Here is a 20,884-nt window from a genome sequence, read left to right as displayed (position 1 = left end):
GGGCCTTTGTAGATGACTAGGTAATCCAGTCACCGTTTATTTTTACAGCCACATCACCTGTCGCCTGGTAATTTACAGTAATTGTTTCCCCTTCTACTTTTGCTTCATACTCTTTTTTTGTTATCACCAGTTTGTTTGTCAAAGCCTGCGTCACTACAACCTGCTTTGTTATACCTCCGGCATTAACTGTGAGTACAGCCGAACGTTCATCATTGGAGGTATTTTCTGTCGCATTCACAGTCAGCTTGATAGTACCTGTTCCGTCACCCGAAGACGGTGTAACAGTACACCATGTCTCGGAACTGGAAACAGTCCATTGATGATTGGTTTTTATATGCATCACTTTATCGCCACCCTCTTTCTTGAAAAGAATACTTTCGGCAGATACTATTAATTCGGGTTCTGGTGCGTCATCATCATTAGAACAGGCATAAGCTGTCGTCAACAGACAAAATCCAAGTAATAACAGTTTTATTATTTTTTCCATAAATATCTTTTTATTTCATCATCCGGGCAATACAAACAGATAATTGCCCGGATGAATGTAAATTATTTGACTACAATCTTATCTACCGTAGCCTTAACACTACTCATATCCGTAATATCTGCTGCCATGCCTACTATATCGACTACAAATACCATAATCCCCTCTGCAGTTGTACCAGCTGAATTAAATTGTACAGTATAAGTCCCATCTCCATTAACATTTACTACTGCCCCGTTACCTTGCGGATTCCAATCAGCATCAGCAAAATAGATAGACGCATCATAACTTCCGGTTGCTCCAGCATTGGTAGCACCAGTGAGAGTGAACGTAACCGAAACACTACCTGCAAAAGAAAAATTATCTTTATCCAATGGTGGATTTGAAGCTGTACCTGCACCATACTCATTATATATTTCAATCCTCAGATTACCTTTTCCTTCCAAATCGCCATATAATATTTTGGATGCGTCAAAGGATACTTCCGTACCTTCATTTCCCTCCCCCGATCCGGAAGTAACCAGTTCGAAATGATAGACCATATATTCCTCCTTAGTCTCGTCGCGTTTTCCGAACCACAAACCTGACAATTCGCCCGATTCGTTCGTTTCGGAGCGGATAATACGCAAAGCTTTATCCTTAGTAGTAGTCGATAATTTCTGCGAACCGGATATAACAAAACTGATATCCTGATCGAAGATGATATTGTTTTTTTCATCGGTCTCATACGACCCTTTTATTTCTGCTGCGTTTCCATCTGTAAAGATATAATTGCCTGTATCTTCACCTGTTTTTGTCATCGACAGTGAGATATTTTTGATCATAGCCTGATTGTAGTCGTAACCCGCCGAAGCATAATCAGCCGCAGAACTCCAGTTATTGAGGAATGTTCCGTCAAGCTCTGTCCAGTTATACGGAGTTTCGACCGACATCTTCCATTTTTTCGTAAAGGTAGAAGTAAGGTCATCATTCGCGTTGCCGGTATAAGGAGGCTCAGGCTCACCCGGTTCCCAATTGTCGTAATAATCTTTGCTGATATAATTGTAAACTAACAAACAAGCTCCTTCTCCGGATAAGGCTGCATCACGCAATACACCTAATTGCATTGTATTTTCGGTGAGTGATAATATCTTAATATCACCCCAGTCGATAACCTGCCCGTCACGGTTTGTATCGTGCAGCGGAGAAGCATCAACAATACGCATTGTATGTTCTTCAACGCTCAGCATATAAGTACCGGTTTCAGTACCTCTGGATGGAATCGTCAAATGTTCTACAGTTACATTGGCACCACCTTTCAGATTGAACGTCATTGTTCCAAAATTGGCAGCATCCATCATCCATTTATTCCCCGGCCAATCGGCTTGCCAACTCCACGAATCGCTTCCTTCAGGAAGAGTAACTCCATTTGTTACAGTCTCCCAGCTATCATCTGTCCCATAGAAATACAATGGCCCCGTGAAATAGCGGCTCACCCCATCAGCATCCAGATCGAGATACCATGTTTTTTCATTATCCACTCCACCCGAAAGCATTGTCCACAGGGCATCACTAACAAATCCTGCGTAGAAATCATCAATCTCGAATGATACAGGCTCTCCATATACCAATCCTCCACGGGTCATCACCCCAAACTTAACCTCGTATGTTCCGGGAAAAGCGATTTCCAGTTTCACCTTGCTCTTCACGCTACGTCCCTGAGGATGACTCCATACAGGAGTGTATTTACTTTCCATCAGACTGGTCAGGTACACAATATTCGGATTCGATGCGTCATGCTCTATTTTATAAGCAATTCCTTCTACCAAATCCTCTGCCTTCACATCTATAGCTCCCAACTCATAACTATCGGGAGTGCAAGACGCAAACATCATAGTGATGAATACAAACAATGCAAATATTTTCGATATTTTTTTCATAATATAGTAGTTTTAAGATTATTTCCAACCATCATTCTGAGTTAGTACCCCTTTCGAAAGATTTATCTGAGTATTTGGTATTTGCATAAAACCTCTGGTATTTTTGATATTAGTTTCACTAATAACAACTTCATCATCAGCATTACTCGATAGTACCTTCTGCGTCTGGGCAATAGTAGATGCAGCTACATCGATCCCCTGACGGAGTAAGTCCCAATAACGTAACCCTTCGAAAGCAAACTCGAACTTACGTTCTTCCAATATATTGGCAGCAGTAGTAGATTTAGAACCCAGGCCCGCACGTGAACGCACCTTGTCGAAATAAGTCTGGGCATTGGAGGAGCCTAGTTCTGCTGCCATAAGCAATACATCTGCATAACGGATCACAACAAAATCCTGATCCTGTGATATCTGGAAATCATTCGAACCACCTGTGTCAGACGTACCATCAGGCAAAGCTGTCGGAGTGTATTTTTTTACTGTATATCCGGTATATTCACGCTGTGTGGCGAAATCGAACGAATCGGCTATTCCCTCGCCTTCTATATCAATAACAGATGCCACTTTACGTGTATCTGCCGGCAAAAATGCTGAGACCAGTTTCGGGTTGACCGTACATGCACCCCATCCCTGTCCGTAAGGAGACCAGTTAGTATTGCGCAGCCCCATCATCACCAGCCAGCGATTGCCATCCGACATCCCATTATAATCGGATGTATTATTAAACTTCTGAGCAAATACAGTCTCCACATTACCCACTCCTGCAAATGCTGATTTATCAAGCGTATTATTTTTTGCATCGGGCACATAACTGGCAGCCGGCCATAAAGTATGAAATTCTTTTACAAGGTCGTATTCTTTACTATTGATCACGTCTTCAAGTCCTTGTAGAACTTCCGCTTTAGTTACACCGAGGCCATCTTTTCCATAGTAGCCTGTATAGAACAAATATACACGGGCCAATAGAGCCTTTGCCGCATAACTGGTTACACGCCCGTCATTTTCGCTCGCATTTGCTTTAGGATAAGCGTTTTCCGGAATATTCTCCGCTGCAAATTTCAGATCTTCCACTATCAGGTTGTATACTTCCGTAGGGTCTGATTGCGGAATATTGTCACTTGTAGGAGCTGTCAGCAACGGTATACGCTCAAACAAACGTACCATATCGAAATACATGAGAGCACGCAGGAAACGTGTTTCTCCCTCGATGCGGTTGCGTGTATCTGTATAGCTGCCAAAGTCTATGTCAGCGAAACTCTGCAATAGTCTATTGCAACGGAAGATACCTGCATAATAATCACTCCATGTACCGTTAAATAAATCATTCTCTGACGGAGACTGAGACCTGTCGAAACGGTCAATAGCCTGATATGCACGGCTGTCGGAAGAGCCTGTTCCGCCAAAACAATTATCGGATAATACTTCGGAAATAACATAGAAAGAAAGATTTCCATTGGACGATGTACGTTGAAATCCATCGTAACATCCCACCAGTGCCATTTCGGCATCTGCTATTGTTTTATAGAAGTTATCGTCGGTAAGATTGGTTTTTGATTCTGAATCGAGGAAACCATCCATACATGAAAACATACCCAGACTAACCCCTAAAACAACTAATATATTTCGTTTAAACTTATTCATAGTCATTTATTCTTTTATTATTAGAATTTAAGATTTACACCAAATAAGAATGTACGTGGACGAGGGTAAAAACCCAGATCAACTCCGGAAACCCAACTTTCCACTCCATATCCGACTTCGGGATCCATTCCGTCATATTTAGTAAATGTAAATGCATTTTGTACCGATGCATACAAACGGCACTGACTCAAATACTTCCATTGGATCAGCTTAGAGAAATCATAACCGACTGTGATATTACTTATGCGGAGAAAATCCCCATCCTGAAGGTATAAGTCTGAAAACTCCCAGTTAACGTTTGTCTCTGTCACACGTGGTATCCTGTTCGAAGTGCCTTCTCCTGTCCAACGGTCAAGAATAGCTGTTGTATAATTCGCCTTCGGGTTGTTGTGGTCTCTGTACGATTGTACTATCTTATTTCCCATAACACCATTGGCATTAAGGCTGAAATCGAACCCTTTATACTCGAATCCGATATTGATTCCGAAAGTAAAATCAGGAGTACCATTACCAAGATCCACTTTATCGGCCGTATCAACTTTGCCATCCGCCCCAGGAACAATATTTCCATTTTCATCATAATGGTAAAGGTCGAGGAATTTCACATCTCCCGGTTGAGGGTTTGTCTGAAGCGTTCCATTCCCGGCCGCTTTCCAATCAGCAATCTCTTGTTCGTTCTGGAAGATACCTGCAGTTTTATATCCCCAGAAATAACCAATGGCATGTCCATTTTGGGCACGATAGAACTCTCCGGCATTCACATACAACATATTAGACAATCCGTTTATTATTCCTCCTTCTGTTGGAATATTACCAATCTTGTTCTTGTTATAAGCACCATTAACTCCTACATTGTAATTGAATTGCCCTATATTATCCCTCCATGTGAAAGCCAATTCCACACCGGTATTTTTTACATCCCCTCCATTAACATAGGGGGCTCCTGTTCCTACTGTAGCGAGTATCGGAATCTGTACCAGCCAGTCTTTTGATGTTTTAGTATAAAAGTCTGCGTTTACACCCAATCTGTTCTTAAGGAAATAAGCATCGAATCCCACATTGAACTGCTCTGATGTTTCCCATTTCACTTCAGTATTTGCCAAACGGGTTGAATATGCACCAGGCACATTGACTTTTCCTGTCCCGAAGTTATAATATGCGGCAGGCTCATCAGCGCTATAACTGTTTGAAGTATTGATAGGAGAAACAAACTGCTGGTCTCCTATATCCTGGTTTCCAACCTGTCCCCAGCTCAAACGGATTTTCAGGAAATCAAGTACTCTGCTGTCTGTTATATTTTTCATGAAGTCTTCATTGGTAATAACCCATCCAGCAGAAAATGAAGGAAAATATCCCCAGCGATGCCCCCGTGCGAATTTGGAAGATCCGTCGATGCGAAGTGTAGCATTGAACATATATTTCTCAAGATAGTTGTATCCTATACGTCCGAAATATGAAGCCCTACGATAGATATATTCCGGCTTACCACTTACTGTCCTTGTTTCCACAATATTACCATCACTATCTAAATGCGCCTGTCCTATTGTATTATCAAGATAGGCATGTGAAAAATCGTTGAATTGGGATAACAGATTCCAGTTGGATGCAGACATCGTGGTTCCCTGATAACGGATGGCCTCCATACCAATGAGAGCATTGAATGAATGGTCGTCAGCTACCTTGAAATCGTATCCGGCAGTGTTAGTCCATGTTAAAGTATGCCCTTTACTCATACTCTGTGTAGTAGTAGTATGATCATTATTATAATCTACAGCTGAGAAACTGTATAATGGGCTTAAACTACGATATTCCGAAGCATAATAGTTTATACCGAATATTGTTTTAAATTTCAGATTCTCTAATGGCTCTAATTCAGCATAAACATCCGCAGTCAGACGTTGTGCATCGTTTTCGTTATTAGAAGTAGTCATCATTTTCCCGTAAGGGTTTCCGTCGTTAGCGTACCATGAAGAATTGGTAGTATCGTTATACCCTCCGTCTTCATTATATACAGGTGACAACGGAGATGTGGCAAATGCCCCGCGCAGGGTATTATTGTATTGGTTACCAACACTTATGCCTCTGTTTTTTATATAATTAAAGTTTAAATGCTGTCCGACCCTTAATACATTGTTATATAATTTATGTTCGGTATTGATGCGAAATCCATAACGTTCATAGTTTGAGACATCTTTACCTCCGGCTATACCTTCCTGTGATGTATAATTAAGAGAAAGCAGGTATACTGACGTTTCCGATCCTCCGTTTACTCCCAGTGTATAGCTTTCGGTTTTTGCATCATCTTTAAACATCTGCCCAACCCAATCTGTATCGGCAAGCCCGCTCATTGTGGCAAAATCGGGAATAGCTGTACCCGAATTCCACGCCTGTTCTGTCATTATGGTCTTGTATTGATCTGCATTCAGCATTTTCGCTTTACGAGCCACATTCTGTATACCATAATATGCATCGAATGAAACCTGTCCACGGCCTTTCGATCCTTGTTTTGTCGTTACCAGAACAACCCCGTTCGCGGCCTGAGCACCATAGATAGCTGCCGAGGCAGCATCTTTAAGCACATCGATAGATTGTATATCGGCAGCATTAATAGCACTAATATCACCTTCTACTCCATCGATGATATAAAGAGGCGCGCCATCACCTAAAGTCCCTACTCCGCGTATAATAACTTTCATGTCTGATCCCGGTTGTCCCGATGTGGTAGAAATCTGCACACCCGGAGTTTGTCCCTGAAGCGCCTGCAAGGGATTCAGAGTGTTCATTTTAGCCAGGTCATCGCCTTTTACCTGTATTGTAGCTCCTGTGTTCAGTTTCTTTTTCTGGACACCATATCCGATAGCTACAACTTCATCAAGAAGATTTGCTTCGTCTTCAAGTACAATATTGAATATACTTTTATCTTTTACCGGCAACGATTGTGACTTGAACCCGATAAATGAAATTTCTATTGTTGCGTTTTCCTTTACGTTCAAGGTAAACTTACCATCGATATCTGTCATCGTTCCATTGGTAGTCCCTTTCTCTATTACTGACGCCCCTGTTAGCGGTTCGCCCAAAACATCCGATACCGTACCTGAAATCTCACGGGCCGACTGAGCATATAGCCCTGCAGCAGAGAACAGACTAACAATAAGTACCAGACATATCCTCCGTAAGCAATTTACTTGCTTTGTTAATGGTCTAGATTTTACATACATAGTAATAGCATTTAACAGTTTAAATTAATTGATAATAATTCCAAATTTCTCATGTAGTATTTATGGTATTTTTACAGTCACTTTACTTCCGTTATATTTAATATCTGATGTCACAGCTTTTTTATCCTTTGAAATCCATTCGACATTGAATGCCCGTTCTTTGGCCATACCTGCATATTCACCTTTACGTTCTTCAATAGCAAGGGTTTGGGAAGCATCATCATAAGCCAGTCTGATTGTGCTGTAAGCGTTCTTCTCGTAATTATAGTTCACACCCTCATCTTCGTAAAGAGTAAAATCACCGTTAGCTCCCATATAAACCTTTATAGTCAGGTCATCCTGAACTTCTTTTGTAGTTTGGATATCTTTTCCGAAAGGAATGATCGCTCCTTCTTTTACATATAAAGGTATACGCTCGTACGGAGCTGCAACAGAAAGGGTTTGTCCGCCAACGATATGTTTATTTGTTTCATAGTCATACCAGTTTGCTCCGGCGGGGAAATAGATGTCGCGGCTTGTAGATTTATATGTATAAACAGGGCAAACCATCAGAGAGGGGCCAAACATATACTGATCGCTTATATAATGTGTATTCCGGTCTGCCGTGAAATCCATAACCAAGGCACGCATAATTGTATAGTCATTGAAATAAGTCATCCCGGCCAATGAATAAATATATGGCATCATCCGGTAACGAAGTTTAGTATAATACACCATACTGTTATATGCAGGATGTCCTTCCGGAGATATATTATATATTTCACGGGTAGGATACTGTCCATGACTGCGGAACAACGGACAGAATGCCCCGAACTGGAACCAGCGTGTGTTCAATTCACGCCATTCTTTCAAATCTTCCGAGCCTTCTTTTGCCAACTCATAGCGTTTCTCTACACAGAATCCACCTATATCCATTGTCCAATAAGGTATGCCCGACATGGCAAAATTCAGTCCGGCTGAGATCTGCGCTTTCATATCTTCCCAACGTGTACCAATATCGCCACTCCATGTTGCAGTAGAATAGCGCTGCAATCCGGCAAATCCGGAGCGGGTGAGCAGAAACACGCGGTCGTCAGGATTAACGGAACGTTGTCCGTTATAAATAGCTTCTGCATTAACAAGAGCGTAAGCATTAAAATATTCGGTAGAAGGCCCAAGAGCAGTAGTACCCATCAGCTCTTTACGATACTGTATACTTGCATTCGACAGAATATCCGGCTCAGAAGCATCCATCCACCAGGCATCGATCCCCTTGGAATAAAGCTTTTCGTTCATCTGATCCCAGAATAATTTACGGGCACCTTCGCTGTAAGCATCATAGAATCCGGCTATATATCCATTAGCAATCCAGTCACGGATACTGTCCTTTACAGCACGGTCATACATCCATCCTTTTTCTTCAAATGCTTTATAATTGTCTGTTGTATAGTAAAACTTAGGCCATACAGAGATCATAATACGTGCATCCAGCGCATGAACACTATCTATCATCCCTTTCGGATCGGGAAATCGTACCGAATCGAAATCGTGACTGCCCCATGCGTTTTCGGGCCAATAAGACCAGTCCTGTACAATATTATCCAATGGAATATTCCGTCTGCGATATTCTCTTACAACATCAAGCAATTCATCCTGAGTCTTATAACGCTCGCGACTTTGCCAGAATCCCATTGCCCACTTAGGCATAATCTGTGATTTACCCGTAATCGTCCGATAACCTTTTATCACATCATCCATATTGTTGCCACGAATGAAGTAATAATCTATCTGGTCACCCATTTCCGACCATAAGGCCAGTTTATTCTGCTCTTCTGCTGTTTTAGGGCTAAGAGCTTTTAGTCCTATATAAGAAATACCACCATCCGGTTTCCAGTCGAGTTTGATCTTACGGCGTTCTCCGGCTTTCATATCCACCGTATATTTGTAGCTATTGGGATTCCATGCTGTGCGCCAGCGTTCAGGGACAATCACGTTTTCGTCCATATATACAGTCGTATAACCCGCATAGTATAGAATGAAGTGATATTTTCCATCTTCTTTCGCTTCGAGTTCTCCCTCCCAGGTGATGCGCGAGTTGTAGAAAGGAAAATCCTGAGGGAATTTCTTCACGGTCTCAAGATTTTCATAATCTATCACAGATTCTGTTCTTTCTACAAACACATTCTTCGGATCGGCATTTACCATATAGGTGGCCGTCAATCCTCCTTCTTTACCGTTTTTGTCATATAACTTAAATTGATCGATATCCGCATAAGGACGTTCGTCACCAAAACGGGTCAGGGAATAATTATCCCAAAGAATTCCGTAATTTTTACTTGACAATATAAAAGGAACCGAGACTTTGGTATTGTATTGAAAAAGTTCCTCGTTTTTCCCTTTATAATTGAACTCATCTGCCTGATGCTGTCCAAGTCCATAAAAAGCTTCATCGGCAGGAGATTCAAATATTTGTTGTAAGGAATAAGATTTCTTGCCATCTACTTCGATATTGGAAAAATATTTTCCTCCTCCTTTATTCTCTGCCAACAATACATTCCCTTCAAGGTCAGTAAAAATAACTTCTCCGGTAGTAAGAGAAACTTTAGCTATAGTGGTAGCGGTTTTCACAGTGATATTGCCTTCCTGCTCTATTATTTCCCAGCCGTCTGTCTTAGTCTGATCAAAAACTGTTACAAGGCTTTTATCCTCAGCCAGTTTATCGGCGGGGGTAGCTGATACCCGGATAATATCGTCGGTTATTACTTGCAACCGTACTTTTTTCGCAGATTGCATATTTTCCTGCGCAAGGCTTATGATCACTCCGTCATTCGTCTTTTTGTAGGGGGCGGTTTGGCAACCCACAAAAATGAACGCCGATAAAAATCCTGCCAATACGAGATTTTTCTTCTTCATGGTATTATACTAATAATGTTTAGATTTTCTCTGATACAAAATTATGTAATGATCTACAGGCAGGCTTGCTTAAATGTTCCTAATAAAAGTATTCAAAGATTTGAGGAGGGGGTGAAATGTTTCCAAACAGGGTTCAAAATGGTAACAAATACTAATAAATAATATAATTTGTGTAAATTTACATGAACGAACCGTAAAATCCCATGAAAAGGCAAATTCTACTCCTTATCTTCTTATGTTCAATCATAACTATTCAGTCTCAGCACTTTGAATTCTCGCACCTGAATAACAGCAACGGATTATCCAGCAATCAGGTCGAATGTTTGTTCAGAGACAGCAGGGGATTTCTTTGGATAGGGACAAATATGGGCTTGAGTCGTTACGACGGTGCAAATTTCAAAACTTATAAGCACATCAAGAATAATGAGCGCAGTCCTATGCACGACAGGATAATAGGTATTGCTGAAGATGTCAATGGGAATTTGTGGGTACAGGCCTCTACGTATATGCTATATGACTGGCAAAGCGAATCTTTTATCAATAATATCGATTCTGTCCTCATTTCGATGGGATTACCCCCGGCTCCAATTATCATAGAGATAGACAAAGACAAGAACCTCTTTGTTGCTTATGCCAGCAAAGGTATTTATAAATACAATAACCAATCAAAGGACATCACTATCTATAAACAATCAGAGAATAACAATGATCTCGACCTGTCGGAAATAGCCCACGTCAAGATCAAGGATCATTTTGTTTGGGTTCTCCACAAAAACGGAGTATTGGAGCGTATCAACACTGAAACAGGAATGGTAGATATCAGGAATACATTCTTTAAAGAAAATCTTCAAAATTCCACCATCCGTAAATCTATCTTTATCGACAACGATAATGATGTATGGATATTCCCCAGTATTAACGATAAAGGGACAGCCTATCTGAATCTGAAACAGAATCAATGGAAATTACTGGATACCAACACAAAAGTAGCCTTATCAAACAATTTTGTAAGATGTGTCGGACAAGACTCTAACGGACAGATATGGATAGGTACAGATCACGGCGGCATAAATATCTTCGACAAGAAAAAGAATTCTATCGAAGTCGTAGAAAACAATATCTATAATGAAAATTCCATTAGTCAGAACTCCATTATTAGTATATTTTGCGAAGAAGATGGCACGGTGTGGGTAGGAACATACAAAAAAGGGCTATCTTATTACCACCCTAATATGTTTAAGTTTAAGAAATCGCCGTTATTCTATACATTCAATCATAATGCTGAGATTTTCGACTGTAACAGTCTTTACAAAGATAAAACCGACAATCTATGGATAGGAACAAATGGTAAAGGGCTAATAAAATACAACTCCAAAACAGAGGAAATAAAACGCTTCAAAAACGATCCCAAAAATTCCAAAAGTATATCTGCAGACATCATAACATCCATATTCGAAGATCACTCTCAGACACTGTGGATAGGAACATTCCTCGGAGGCATGAATGCATACGACGGAAAAGAATTCAAACGGTACCAGATAGACGAAAACAATTCTAACTCGCTTGCCAGCAAAAGTGTATATGGTCTGACCGAAGATAATGACAATAATCTGTGGATAGCCACACTTGGCGGAGGCCTGAATAAACTGGACTCCGACAGAGAAACATTTACCCGCTACAATACAGAGAACAGTAAATTGCACTCAGATTATATACTATCTGTTTTTGCCGATCCGTTGAAAAACATATACCTGAGTTCCGACAGGGGAATAAACTATATAGACCATAATAACAAGGATATTACCGCTTATTTCCCTGAAGAACATTATATCGACTCATTAAGTACAATAACTATCAGTTACCAAATTATGGATTCCAGGGGATTGTTATGGATAGCAACCGATAAAGGAATTAATATATATAATCCTTTTACCCGGCGATTTATGTATATAACGTCTTCGGACGGTTTGCCGAGTGATGATGTAGTATCACTGGTGGAAGACAACGACGGCCACGTGTGGGCAGGAACACGCAACGGACTGGCATGTATCTATTGCAGCAGCACTGGTAATACATTAGAATACCGCATAACATTTTTCAATGTGAATGATGGTTTACCTAGTTCGGTATGTAACCCTAATGCCATTTTCAAGGACAAGGACGGCTACATATATGTAGGAAGTACTGGCGGTTATGTCTCATTCAATCCGAAAGAAATCTACTTCAACAGAATTTTGCCAAAACCACGTTTTACAGATCTATTGATCACAAATCAGGTAATCAGCCCGAATAAAGAGTATAACGGACGCATAATCATATCAAAATCTATCAGCGATCTGGACGAGATAACATTACAATATGGAGAGACTAATTTTACCGTATTGTTCTCAGCACTCAACCTTATACATCCCGAAAAGAACAGATATAAATATATGCTTGAAGGTCTGGACAATAAATGGACAGAAATTACCAACGGTATAGGCGCAGCTTCTTATTCCAATCTTAACTCGGGAACATACAAGCTCATTGTATATGCAAGCAATGACGACAACACATGGGCCGATCAGCCAATTATATTAAAAATCAACGTAGAACCACCATTCTGGTTCTCATGGTGGGCATATATCATTTACATAATTATTGCAACCGCATTGATTAGATGGTTTTTAACATATAAGCTTAATAAACAGAAAGAAGAATACGAACAGGCACAAAAAATACTGGAGGCAAACAAGCTACATGAAGTGGATGAACTCAAATTCAAATTCTTCACTAATATAAGCCATGAATTTAAAACCCCTCTAACTCTTATTCTCAGTCCACTGGAAAAACTGATAAAATCACCTGTTTATCAAGACAACAAGTCAACTCTCGATATTATGCATAGGAATGCACAGAACTTGTTGAATATGGTAAATGAAATACTCGACTTCAGAAAATTCGATCTGAATAAGATGGCTTTGAATATATCACGTGGTGATATTGTAGAGTTTACGAAAGAAATTTGCCAGTCATTCTCTTCTCTGGCAGCCGAAAAGTCTATCAGGCTGACATTCACTACATACCTGCAGGAATTACAAATGGAGTTTGATAAAGAGAAGATGAACAAGATCATCTCCAATCTTATCTCCAATGCATTCAAATATACCGAGGACGGACATATAGATGTCAGTATCGGTATATCCGAACAAATGCAGAATAGTGATAATACCCCGGCAAAGTTAATGACCCTGAAAGTCACAGACACGGGCATAGGTATAGATCCCGAGTATCTTGACAAGATATTCGAAAGATTTTTCCGCATCGAAAACGCTGATAAAAACAGTCAGCCGGGGACAGGAGTAGGCCTTCATCTGGCCAGTGAATACGTAAAACTTCATGGAGGAGAAATTCTTGCAGAAAGCAACGCCGGAAAGGGTTCTGTATTTACCATCCTGTTACCGATACAGAATTCCACATTCCAAGAGCTAAGAAATCAGGCCGTTATTCACTCGGGTGACACTGAAGCATCAACTCAGACCGAAGAAGGAAAAAACGACAAAAGATCAACCCAGCACGCAAATCTACCTTTATTACTTATTGTTGATGATAATGAGGATTTCTGCGATTTCATTTCAGAACTATTTACTGACGATTACCGCATTGTAACCGCCAATGACGGAGAAGAAGGTTATAAAACTGTACTCGACCAGCTACCCGATATAATTCTCTGTGATGTGATGATGCCTAAAATGGATGGCTACGAATTTTGCCGTAATGTTAAAGGAGATATGCGCACATCACATATACCGATCATATTACTCACAGCAAAATCGTCGGAAGAGAATAAATATTCGGGTATAGAGGCCGGAGCAGATGATTATATATCCAAGCCATTCAATATAGATATGCTGAAACTGAAAATTGCCAAGATCATCGAAAAACAAAAGATGCTGCACAGTAACTTCAAGAAGAAGATAGATATATCACCCAGCGATATAGAGATTACTTCGATGGATGAGAAATTTGTACAGAAGGCAATAGCCATAGTTGAAGAAAATATAGGAAATCCTGATTTTTTGGTCGAGGATCTGTGCAAAGAAATGGGAATGAGCCGTGTCTACTTTTATAAGAAAACACTTGCTTTGACCGATAAAACGCCTTCCGAGTTTATCCGGTTCATTCGGTTGAAACGTGCCGCCGACTTATTGGAAAAAAGCCAGATGTTTGTTAATGAGATCGCTTTCCAAGTAGGCTTCAACGATCCTAAATATTTCCGAAAATACTTTAAAGAAGAGTTCGGTGTGACGCCCAATGAGTACAAAAAGAACGTATCAAAGTGATACAGTAAACATATTAACCCTATTTAGGAAACATCAATAATAGTAATCAAAACCGCAATGCAATATTTTTGTATTGCAGTTCTAATATTTCATACCATGAAAAAACTTCTGATCGCTTTATCTTTATTAGCTCTTAATCTGACTGCTCAGGATAAGCAAAACCAATGGCAATATTACTTTGACCGTCCGGCAACGATATGGGAAGAATCTGTGCCTCTTGGAAACGGACGTATCGGAATGATGCCTTATGGCGGAGTAGAACGGGAGCGAATTGTTCTTAACGAAATTTCCCTATGGGCAGGAAATAAACAGGATACGGATAATCCCGAAGCCCATAAGTATCTGGGGGAAATAAGAAAGCTCCTGTTCGAAAAGAAGAATAAAGAAGCACAAGACCTGATGTACAAAACGTTCACCTGCCTAGGAAAAGGAAGTGCCGGTGTGGAATACGGTCGCTTCGAAAATCTGGGGAACCTGTATGTGGACTTTATTTATCCCGATTCCACTGCTGCTGTATCGGAATATATCAGAAGACTGGATATGAATAATGCCATGTCGGTTAATACATTCAAGAAAGGAGGGATTCCCTATACCAGAGAATATTTTACGTCTTTCGCAGATGATATTGGCGTTGTTAAATACACATCTGGTATATACAAATCTTTGGGTATGAATATTTCGTTGCACCGCGAAAGCAACTATGAGACTTACGCAAGTGGGAATATCCTGTATATATTCGGGCAATCCGAAGCCGGAACAGGTGAACAAGGAATGAAATACATAGGGATGGTAAAGGTAGTTCATAAAGATGGTTCACTATTCACAACAGATAAGGAAATAAGGATCAGAGATGCGAATGAGGTAACATTATTTATTTCAATGGCAACTGATTATAAAGGAACAGATCATGAAAGGTTGGTTTCAGATTTGTTAAATAAAGCGGAAAACAACTATGATAAACTAAAGCAAAAACACATAAAGGAGTATCAAAAGCTTTTTAACCGTGTAGATATCACATTAGCCAAAAACCAAAACTCCAATTTGCCAATAGACAAACGTCTTGAAGCCTTTGTTACCGACAAAAGCGATTATGATCTCGTTGCCCTCTATGCGCAATACGGACGCTATCTTCTGATTTCTTCTACCCGTGAAGGGGGATTGCCTCCCAATCTGCAAGGATTATGGGCACATCAGATACACACCCCGTGGAATGGCGATTATCACCTGAACATTAACTTACAGATGAATCTGTGGGGTGCAGAGATGTTCAATCTATCCGAATTACACAAGCCACTGATAGAATACACCGGATCGCTGGTAAAGCCCGGAGAAAAAACCGCCCGTATCTATTACAACAGCCGGGGATGGGTAACGCATATACTCGGCAATGTCTGGGGTTTCACTTCCCCATCCGAGTCTCCGTCGTGGGGTGCGACCAATACTGCGGGAGCATGGCTTTGCCAGCATTTGTGGGAACATTATTTATACACACAGGATAAGGAATACCTTCGTTTGGTATACCCAACAATGAAAGGTGCGGCGCAGTTTTTCGAGGACATGCTTATTGAAGATCCAAACAATGGTTATCTGGTAACTGCTCCGACGACCTCTCCTGAAAACACATACATAATGCCATCCGGAGAGAAGGTGTGTATATGTGCAGGTTCTACAATGGATAACCAGATAATTCGCGAACTATTTACAAATATCGCTACTGCGTCCGATATTCTGAATATCGATAAGGATTGGGCAAAAATACTCTTAGAAAAAAGAGAAAGACTTGCTCCTACCTCTATAGGAAAGCACGGACAAATAATGGAATGGCTCGAGGATTACGACGAAGCCGAAATACATCACCGCCATGTTTCGCAACTATATGGCTTACATCCGGGCTATGAAATGACATACGAGAAAACACCTCATTTAATGGAAGCTGCTATAACCACATTAAACAGACGTGGAGACGAATCTACAGGCTGGTCGATGGCTTGGAAAATCAACTTCTGGGCAAGATTGAAAGATGGAGAAAGAGCATTCAAACTTATCGGGGACTTACTGAAGCCCGCGGGAAAAAGCCGGGGCACATACCCAAATCTATTCAGTGCGCATCCTCCTATGCAAATAGACGGTAACTTCGGGGGATCGGCCGGAATAGGAGAAATGCTTCTGCAAAGTCATGAAGGATATATAGAGCTACTGCCTTCTATCCCTGCCGGATGGAAAGATGGGAAAGTCAGGGGAATGAAAGCCCGTGGTGGTGCAGAAATAAGCTTTGAATGGAAAGACAACAAGATAACCAATATCGAAATAGAAGCCAAAGCTGATAATGATTTCATCCTGAAAAGTCCTGAAGGGAATCTGCACATATCAGGGATAAACGGTTATAAGACTATAAACGACAGACTCCATCTGCCTATGAAAAAAGGCAACAAAGTGAAAATCACAATATCCAGTTAATATTTAAAACATGAAGAAACTATTCATTTGCGGACTATTCAGTTTATTTCTTATGCAAACAAATGTTCAATCCAAACAGGTTCCGGTCTACCTGGACGATACCAAACCGGTAGAAAGCCGTATAGAGGATGCTCTATCCCGGATGACTCTCGAAGAAAAGATTGCGATGATACATGCACAGTCTAAGTTCAGCACTCCAGGTGTACCCCGGCTGGGTATTCCGGAAATCTGGATGAGTGACGGACCTCATGGAGTTCGCATGGAAATAGACTGGGATACATGGAATCATGCAGGATGGACAAATGATTCATGCACGGCTTTCCCCGCTTTGACCTGTCTTGCAGCCACCTTCAATCCCGAGATGTCATTTATTTATGGTAATGCAGTCGGAGAAGAAGCCCGTTTCAGGAAGAAAGACATTATTCTGGGACCTGGCGTAAATATATACCGTACGCCTATGAACGGACGTAATTTCGAATATATGGGTGAAGATCCTTACCTTGCATCAAAGATGGTAGTCCCATATATTAAAGGTGTACAGCAAAACGGAGTATCGGCATGTCTAAAACATTTCGCCCTGAATAATCAGGAACTCGACCGCAATACTATCGATGTGGAAGTAAGTGACCGTGCCCTTTACGAAATCTATTTACCAGCCTTCAAAGCCGGAGTAGAGGAAGGCGGTGCATGGACTATCATGGGCTCATACAATAAATACAGAGGACAATATTGTAGTCATCACGAGCGCCTCATAAATCAGATACTGAAAGGCGAATGGGGTTATGACGGCATTGTTGTTACCGACTGGGGTAGTGCGCACGATACCCGCGAAGCAGCACTTTATGGTCTCGACGTAGAGATGGGAACATGGACAAATGGCCTGACATGGGGCGAAAGCTTCGCCTATGACAATTACTATCTGTCGCAGCCATACCTGAAAATGCTGCAAAGCGGCGAGTTGCCAATGTCTACCCTTGATGACAAAGTGCGCCGTGTACTTCGTCTTACATTCAGAACCAATATGAACAGAAACCGTCCGTTCGGTAGTTTTGCCACACCCGAACACGCCGGGGTAAGCCGCAGAATAGCTGAAGAAGGAATCGTTTTATTGAAAAATACGAACGACTTCTTCCCTATCGCAACAAACAGGTATAACAAAATAGTGGTGATCGGTGAAAACGCGACACGCCCGCTCACCGTCGGCGGAGGTTCTTCCGAGCTGAAAGTAAAAAAAGAAGTCTCTCCTCTCGAAGGCCTTATTAATAAATATGGTGAAGATAAAGTATTCTATACAATGGGATATGGTTCGGGCCCTACTGTTTATGACCAGTTCGTTCCATCGCCATACGATGCCGATTCACTGAAGAAAGAAGCATTGGAACTGGTTAAAGATGCAGATGTGGTATTATTCTTCGGAGGATTGAACAAGAATTACCAACAAGACTGTGAAGGCGCAGACCGCATCACATACGACCTGCCTTTCGGGCAAAATGAATTGATAGATGATATTCTGACGATAAATAAGAATATGGGCGTCATAATCATTAGTGGCAATGGCGTGAATATGCCCTGGCTCGATAAGGTGCCTGCACTGATGCAGTCATGGTATCTTGGTTCTGAGGCAGGAAGTGCAACGGCAAATGTTATCTCGGGCGAAGTAAACCCATCGGGCAAACTGCCATTCAGTATTCAGAAAAGGCCGGAAGATAACGGGGCGATCTCGTTCGGAGCAATCTCTTATCCGGGACAAGATGGCAAGCAAATATACAAAGAAGATATCCTTGTGGGTTACCGCTGGCATGATACGAAAAAGATTCCGGCCTTGTTCCCATTCGGCTATGGCTTGTCATATACAACATTTGAATATGGTAAAGCTTCAGCAGATAAAAAGGAATACGGAAAAGATGATGTTATCAAAATAGCCTTTACCCTTACTAACAAAGGGAAAGTTGACGGAGCTGAGTCTGTACAGGTATACGCTTCTCAAAATAAACCGTCTCTGGATCGTCCGGCAAAAGAACTGAAAGGATTTCGAAAAGTATTCCTTAAAGCAGGGGAGAGCCAGACTGTAGAAATTGCAGTTCCGGTAAAAGACCTCGCTTACTTCGATGACAAAGCTCATGCCTGGATAGTGGAATCGGATAAGTTCACACTGCATTGTGCTGCCTCATCAACAGATATAAAAAGCTCGGTAACGATAAGTGTAAAATAGTTATTTAAACACATTTTCCTGCCGTTCTGAGCCAGTGGATTCTCATCACTGCTCAGAATGGCATTTCCAATTTAAACAGCAAACCATGAAGAACTTCTTTAAGTCAGTTGTATTAACCTGCCTGTTAACAGCTTTCTCAATACAGGCATTCCCGCAAAGCGGATATAAAAATCCCATCATCAGAGGATTCAATCCCGATCCTAGTGTATGCCGGGTAGGTGACGACTTCTATCTTGTTACCTCCTCATTCGAATACTTCCCCGGACTACCGATCTATCACAGTAAAGACCTTATCAACTGGCAGCAAATAGGTCATTGTCTGACAAGGGATTCTCAACTCCCATTACAGAAAGTTACCGCGTCGGGTGGAATATATGCGCCTTCGATACGCTATCATGACGGACTGTTTTATGTAATCACTACAAATGTGTCTCATGGCGGAAATTTCTACTGCACAGCAACCGATCCGGCCGGACCATGGAGCGAACCGATATGGGTAGACATCAAAAGTATCGACCCGGATATTTTCTGGGACGAAGACGGTAAAACCTATTTCGTAACACAAGGTGATGAAGGAATCCGTGTGACGGAAATAGACATTAAAACCGGAAAGGTGATCGGCCCCGAATACCTTGTCTGGGGCGGTATAGGCGGGCGTTTCCCCGAAGCTCCCCATATTTATAAAAAGGATGGCTTTTATTATCTTCTATTAGGAGAAGGTGGTACAGAGTATATGCACAGTGCAACCATCGGTCGCAGTAAGAACATTTATGGCCCTTATGAATCGTGCCCGCTAAATCCGATACTTACACATGCCAACCGCATAGGCCAGAGCAACCCGATACAGGGTGTCGGACACGCCGATCTCATACAAGCGAAAGACGGTTCCTGGTGGATGGTCTTTTTAGGATTCCGTGTCACACACAAATGGGCCTATTATCATATATTAGGGCGTGAAACATTCCTGGCTCCTGTCGATTGGCCAAAAGGAGGCTGGCCACAGGTAAACGGTAACGGAACAGTTTCCCTGAATATGGATGTGCCTACCCTGCCTCTTCACCCATTTCCAAAAGCACCGGAAAGGACGGAATTTAATGAGGATAAGCTAGGTTTCGATTGGCAATATCTCAGAAACCCGGTCAGGGAGAACTACTCATTGTCGGAACGGAAAGGCTGGTTACGAATAAGTACATCCCCCTCTACCCTGAATGATCTCGATGCTGTTTCCTTTGTCAGCCGCAGGCAAACCGAACATGATTTTGAAGCAGCAACCCTGATGGTGTTTGATTCATCATCTGAGAATGAAGAAGCCGGTTTGACGCTCATCCAGAACAACTCACACCATTACGATTTCCTTATCCGGAAAGTGAAAAACGGGTATTCTGCCCAATTGAGGGTAACGCTTGGCTCGTTATCGTATATCGCTGCTGAGCAAAAGATAAGGAGCAATAAGATAAGCCTGAAGATTGAAGGCAATCCTTCCCAATACATATTTTCCTATTCTGATGCCACCAATAAAGATTATCAGGAACTCGGCAGACTGGATACCCGCTATCTGGCAACAGAAGTAGCCGGAGGTTTTACCGGTGTGATGATAGGAATGTACACATCTTCGAACGGGAAACCGAGTAAAGCGAAAGCCTGGTTCGATTGGTTTGATTATCAAGTTAAAGAATAGTTTGGTAAATATAATGAGAGGCTACCCGGATGGGTAGCCTCTTTTAACAATATAGTATAAA

General features: G+C 41.5%; 9 protein-coding genes. 4 read left to right on the top strand and 5 right to left on the bottom strand.

The window, feature by feature from the left end; genetic code table 11:
• Positions 1-16: 16 nt before the first annotated feature.
• The 5 genes from GGR21_RS20845 to GGR21_RS00755 all read right to left on the bottom strand — a co-directional run bounded on the left by GGR21_RS20845 (position 17) and on the right by GGR21_RS00755 (position 10,154).
• Positions 17-487: a BACON domain-containing protein gene (locus GGR21_RS20845; protein WP_246347948.1), complete on the bottom strand. Its 471-nt coding sequence runs from the start codon at positions 485-487 to the stop codon at positions 17-19.
• Between the two features lie 62 nt (positions 488-549).
• A complete protein-coding gene (locus GGR21_RS00770) occupies positions 550-2,403 on the bottom strand; it encodes a hypothetical protein (RefSeq protein ID WP_183305239.1) in 1,854 nt (617 codons plus the stop codon).
• Between the two features lie 18 nt (positions 2,404-2,421).
• Positions 2,422-4,044, bottom strand: coding sequence for a RagB/SusD family nutrient uptake outer membrane protein (locus GGR21_RS00765; RefSeq protein ID WP_183305238.1), 1,623 nt, complete (start codon positions 4,042-4,044; stop codon positions 2,422-2,424).
• Positions 4,045-4,064: 20 nt separating this feature from the next.
• Entirely contained in the window at positions 4,065-7,262 is a 3,198-nt protein-coding gene (locus GGR21_RS00760; protein WP_183305237.1) for a SusC/RagA family TonB-linked outer membrane protein, read from the bottom strand.
• Between the two features lie 60 nt (positions 7,263-7,322).
• Entirely contained in the window at positions 7,323-10,154 is a 2,832-nt protein-coding gene (locus tag GGR21_RS00755; protein ID WP_183305236.1) for a TIM-barrel domain-containing protein, read from the bottom strand.
• 203 nt (positions 10,155-10,357) lie between these two features.
• Here GGR21_RS00755 and GGR21_RS00750 point away from each other — a divergent pair, with 203 nt between their 5' ends.
• The 4 genes from GGR21_RS00750 (at position 10,358) to GGR21_RS00735 (ending at position 20,823) form a co-directional block, all read left to right on the top strand.
• The gene (locus tag GGR21_RS00750; protein WP_183305235.1) at positions 10,358-14,476 is read left to right on the top strand and encodes a hybrid sensor histidine kinase/response regulator; all 4,119 of its coding nucleotides are present in this window, start codon (positions 10,358-10,360) and stop codon (positions 14,474-14,476) included.
• Between the two features lie 96 nt (positions 14,477-14,572).
• Positions 14,573-16,933, top strand: a complete 2,361-nt coding sequence (locus tag GGR21_RS00745; RefSeq protein ID WP_183305234.1) for a glycoside hydrolase family 95 protein — start codon at positions 14,573-14,575, stop codon at positions 16,931-16,933.
• A 10-nt stretch (positions 16,934-16,943) separates the two neighbouring features.
• Positions 16,944-19,145 (top strand): beta-glucosidase family protein, encoded by a 2,202-nt coding sequence (locus GGR21_RS00740; RefSeq protein ID WP_183305233.1) that lies wholly within the window; start codon positions 16,944-16,946, stop codon positions 19,143-19,145.
• 85 nt (positions 19,146-19,230) lie between these two features.
• Positions 19,231-20,823 (top strand): glycoside hydrolase family 43 protein, encoded by a 1,593-nt coding sequence (locus GGR21_RS00735; RefSeq protein WP_183305232.1) that lies wholly within the window; start codon positions 19,231-19,233, stop codon positions 20,821-20,823.
• Positions 20,824-20,884 lie beyond the last annotated feature (61 nt).

The organism is Dysgonomonas hofstadii, assembly GCF_014196915.1.
Classification (GTDB): domain Bacteria; phylum Bacteroidota; class Bacteroidia; order Bacteroidales; family Dysgonomonadaceae; genus Dysgonomonas; species Dysgonomonas hofstadii.
This window is presented reverse-complemented; position numbering and strand designations above follow the sequence as displayed.